A 2,565-nucleotide genomic window follows, 5' to 3' on the forward strand; every position below is an offset into this window, starting at 1 on the left:
AGAAACCAATACCTCCGGATGACGCAACCAGCCGACAAAGTCCGAAGGGATTTCACCAATATAACTTTGCCCAAGAGAATCCATACCATCAAGAAATTCGCCGTCTCGACCGTAGAATTCGTCAAATGTCCAGGCTGAAAAACGGATACCGTTTTTCAAGGCACGCCCAACCTGCCCCAATGCAATATCGGCTTTCTTACGGAAAACCACATCATCAGGAACACCTGCATTTTTACGGCGATCTTCATCTTCAGCCCATTCCTTTGGCAAATATAAATCACTGTCCAGAAGACACTGAAAGTCATCCGCTACATAAGCGATATGAACGCCAACTACACAATTGTCCACCTTGCCGGTGTTGCCGCACCATTGCCGCTGAACGCCGGCGGTGTGTCGGCCCTTCTTGGGATTACCCGTTTCATCAATGACGCCGATAGACTTCGGGTGTGAATGATCACGGGCTACCATCCATTGCGTTCGATCGCGTAAACGCTGTTGGTCCCATTGCATTGACGAGAGAAAATACTGCAATGTGCGAGGCGATATTTTCGCAGCCAAAGCAATCGGTTCTATGCTTTTGCGAGGCAGGTCTGACAATTGTCCACTGACGTATGTCCGTAGATGTTCTCGCGGCCCGCTGCGCCCAAAGCAGTCATCAAATTCACCCAGAAATTTTTCCAATTTACGTCCCATTTTTTTTATTTGTTTTGCATCCATACCATTTCTCCTTATAAGCACCATGCTCATAAGGAGTTATCGGCACAAACAACCTGAATTCTTGAGCCTTTATTGCGCTGTAGTATTAGAGGGGGATTAACAAAGATAGCGGAAACTTGAAGGTTAATTTGACGACGAGTGCGGGAAGAAAGGAACTGCGCATAAATAAGTTATCGTTTTTTTAATGCTTTTGCTTTCAAATTTCCGATAACATCTATATGGCTAATGCAAAAGCAATATGTTCTGTAAGATCAAAATTTGAATCACTAAAAAGCATTTTGAATGAGCGTGCTCGCCGTTTGTGGGCAGCATCAGAAGCTCGTGAATTAGGATGGGGTGGGATAGCTGTTGTCCAAACCGCTACAGGCATATCACATTCAACTATACGCAAAGGCATACGCCAGCTCACAGAGCAGTCTAAAAGCGAACCGTTGCCTGTAAACCGGTCAAGACGAAAAGGTGCCGGTCGCAAAGGAATCCTTCACTATGACCCTAAGATTGCAGAGTCACTGGAATCATTGATAGATCCTGTAACTCGTGGCGATCCTGAATCACCGCTGCGATGGACCTGCAAAAGCACCAGGCGTTTAGCAGATGAATTGACAGAAAAGCAACATCAAATTAGCCCAAGAAAAGTGGCCCAGTTGCTTCATCAACTCGGCTACAGTTTGCAGGCCAATCGTAAAACTCGAGAGGGGATTAATCATCCAGATCGAAATGCACAATTTGAATATATTTATGAAAGTGTTCGAAAATTCCATTGTTGCCGCCAGCCTGTTGTTTCGGTAGATACCAAGAAGAGGGAGCTTATAGGCGATTTCAGTAACGTTGGCAAAGAGTATCGCAAGAAAGGTTTCCCTGTAGAGACTCGGATGCATGACTTTCCAGATAAGCAATTGGGCAAAGCTATTCCGTATGGTGTCTATGATATTGAGTCAAATGAGGGCTGGGTAAGTATTGGCATAAATCACGATACAGCTCAGTTTGCTGCTAATAGTATTCTGCGATGGTGGCAACAGATGGGCCAGCATCGTTTTCCAAGAGCAACACGGCTATTGATCACAGCAGATGCAGGCGGTAGTAATGGTTGGCGTACCCGGCTTTGGAAGGTGTCACTTCAAGAGCTAGCTAATGAGATTGAATTGAATTTGACGGTTAGCCACTTTCCACCGGGGACGAGTAAATGGAACAAGATTGAGCATCGACTTTTTAATTTTATTACCCAAAACTGGCGAGGCAAACCGTTGTATGATTTACAAACTGTGGTCAATCTTATCAGCAGTACGACAACACGAGCAGGCTTGACTGTAAAATCTGTTGTAGATGATACCTATTACGAAAAGGGTATCAAGGTAAGTGATCAGGAACTTGAACGAATCAATTTAAAGCGTCATGATTTTCATGGCGAATGGAATTATACAATTCGAAGAAAGCAAAAAATACGATAGTTTATTTATGCGCAGTTCCTTTGGGTTTAATTCCCCGCCCCCTGGGGCGAAAAATAAAACGAAAATCCGTTATGATACCCCGTCCGCTTGCGGCGGGGAGATTCATTTTTTCGTGTTCGCTTTATGCCTGCTGCGGCTTCGGCTGTCGGCGTCAGAAATGCTCACCCTACAATAAGTAGGGTTGCGTTTTCTTCCTTGTCAGCCTTGTCCTCACGACGGCCTAAATGCGAACAGAAAATATTAAAATGCTATAAAAGTCACGGTATGTCATTTTCCCCGCGGTGCATCAAAATGGAATCCAGTGGAGCATCGACTTTTTGGCCCGATCAGCTGCCATTGGGCAGGCATTCCATTACGGAGCCTGGAGTTGTTATTACGACTGATCCGCACGACCGTAACG

At 45.1% G+C, this 2,565-nt stretch carries 3 protein-coding genes; 2 read left to right on the forward strand and 1 reads right to left on the reverse strand.

What is annotated here, in order from left to right:
- Nucleotides 1–717 (reverse strand): IS701 family transposase (locus tag V3S16_RS17070; RefSeq protein WP_413887135.1); only part of this gene is annotated, 717 nt, incomplete at its 3' end.
- Nucleotides 718–935: 218 nt separating this feature from the next.
- Between V3S16_RS17070 and V3S16_RS17075 the strand changes: the two genes are divergently transcribed.
- Complete coding sequence (locus tag V3S16_RS17075) at nucleotides 936–2,165, forward strand: ISAzo13 family transposase (protein WP_413887137.1); 1,230 nt, start codon at nucleotides 936–938, stop codon at nucleotides 2,163–2,165.
- Between the two features lie 250 nt (nucleotides 2,166–2,415).
- Nucleotides 2,416–2,565 (forward strand): ISAzo13-like element transposase-related protein (locus tag V3S16_RS17080; RefSeq protein WP_413887139.1); only part of this gene is annotated, 150 nt, incomplete at its 3' end.

Source organism: Candidatus Desulfatibia sp. (genome assembly GCF_036446775.1).
In the GTDB taxonomy this organism is placed as follows: domain Bacteria; phylum Desulfobacterota; class Desulfobacteria; order Desulfobacterales; family UBA11574; genus Desulfatibia_A.

Excerpts from the sequence above, each read along its gene's own strand:
- V3S16_RS17075 (WP_413887137.1), top strand. The coding sequence starts at position 936 with ATGGCTAATGCAAAAGCAATATGTTCTGTAAGATCAAAATTTGAATCA.